Source organism: Microbulbifer epialgicus (assembly GCF_041447265.1).
Classification (GTDB): domain Bacteria; phylum Pseudomonadota; class Gammaproteobacteria; order Pseudomonadales; family Cellvibrionaceae; genus Microbulbifer; species Microbulbifer epialgicus.
In genome coordinates this window covers 1-1,398 of sequence record NZ_JBGMEK010000220.1, presented here as the reverse complement: position 1 = coordinate 1,398, position 1,398 = coordinate 1, and the positions used below count along the sequence as shown (strand labels likewise).

1 protein-coding gene is annotated in these 1,398 nt (G+C 55.8%); it reads left to right on the top strand.

What is annotated here, in order from left to right; all coding sequences use genetic code 11:
- A partial coding sequence (locus ACCI49_RS24630) for a Hint domain-containing protein (RefSeq protein WP_503629710.1) occupies positions 1-1,373 on the top strand: 1,373 nt, incomplete at its 5' end.
- Positions 1,374-1,398 lie beyond the last annotated feature (25 nt).

Here is a 1,398-nt window from a genome sequence, read left to right as displayed (position 1 = left end):
AGGAGCGCGCGCAGATCCGCTCAATGCGCAATACCTTCATGGAGGATTTTAGTGACCCTAACTGGCAAGACTCCTGGACAGTGACCGACAGCGCGCCATCGTATTTTTCGACCGATGGAATTTCGAGTGTCGGCCCCGGCGACGTGATTCTGGGTGATGAGACCAACAATAGTTTTTGGCGCCTGTACCACAGGGATCGAATTTCATTCGACCCGTCAAAACTGTATCGATTCGAGGCGCGCCTGTATTTAAATGCAACTGGCGATATGGATCGTCGGCTCTATTTGGGGGTTGCGGGGTTTGACTCATCGGGAAACCTCTGCAACGCGACGGGTGACAATAACATCGGCAACCATTTTTATCTTGCCGCCTCCGCCGTCACCCCGGCCGCTAAACCGGGATGGTGGACCTATGTAGGGTATTTTAAGGGGAATGCGGCCGGCGACGGTGTCTACAGTAGCGCACTGGGCGCCAACCATATCGGCAGTCCAGCCCAGCTGCAGAAAAATGTACGTTCCTTTAGTCCGCTGATTCTGGCCAATTACGATACCGGTAAGATTGGTCGCACTCGGTGCGATTATTTAAAGATCGACGTGATTGAGGTGCAGGACGGGCGCAACCTGCCGGTGATTCACTCCAGTGCCACGTCTATTACCAACGGCGGGGCACCGCTCACTGCCCAAGATAATGGCTCCACTGCAAAAATTAGCGTCGCCGCGCATACAGTGCAATTTGATTTTGGCACAAGGAGTTATAACGCCGGCAGTATCACCGGCTTGGCCTTCAGCCGTAAATACTACGTATATTGTGATGATCCCGGTTATACCGGCGGCGGTGTCACTTACTACGCAACCACCACCTATCCCAACCTGGCGGCAGGCACACACAGGCGCAATATAGGCACGATTACCACCCCTGCAAATGGCGGCGGTGGCACGATTCCCATAGATCCCTGGTGTGTGGACTATGACACCCTATTGCCAGATGGCCGCTATCTGCGCGACTTGATACCAGGTGATTTAGTTGAGTGTATCGATGTGCACACGGGCGAGCGCGGTAAATTCCCACTGCGCGCGATGGGTTGCGGTGAGGAGGCATGTTACAGCCTGCGCACCCCCGAGGGCGCGGAAATCTGGCAATCAAAATCAACCCCCATGGACCTGCCAGACGGCTCAATCGCGCGCACTCCGCATATGCTCGGCAAGCCGGTGTATGTGCTGTCCCACGGTGTGGCGACGCTGTCCACGGTTATCGAACTTCACGAGCTTGGTCCGCGGCGTGTACTGAAGCCCGACTTCGGCAATCGCATGTTCTTCGCCGGTCGCAAGCCGGAGCTGACCATCGCGACCCATAACACACGGCATAAACCCTAGGAGGCACAATGCCCAGCTTTTCCCC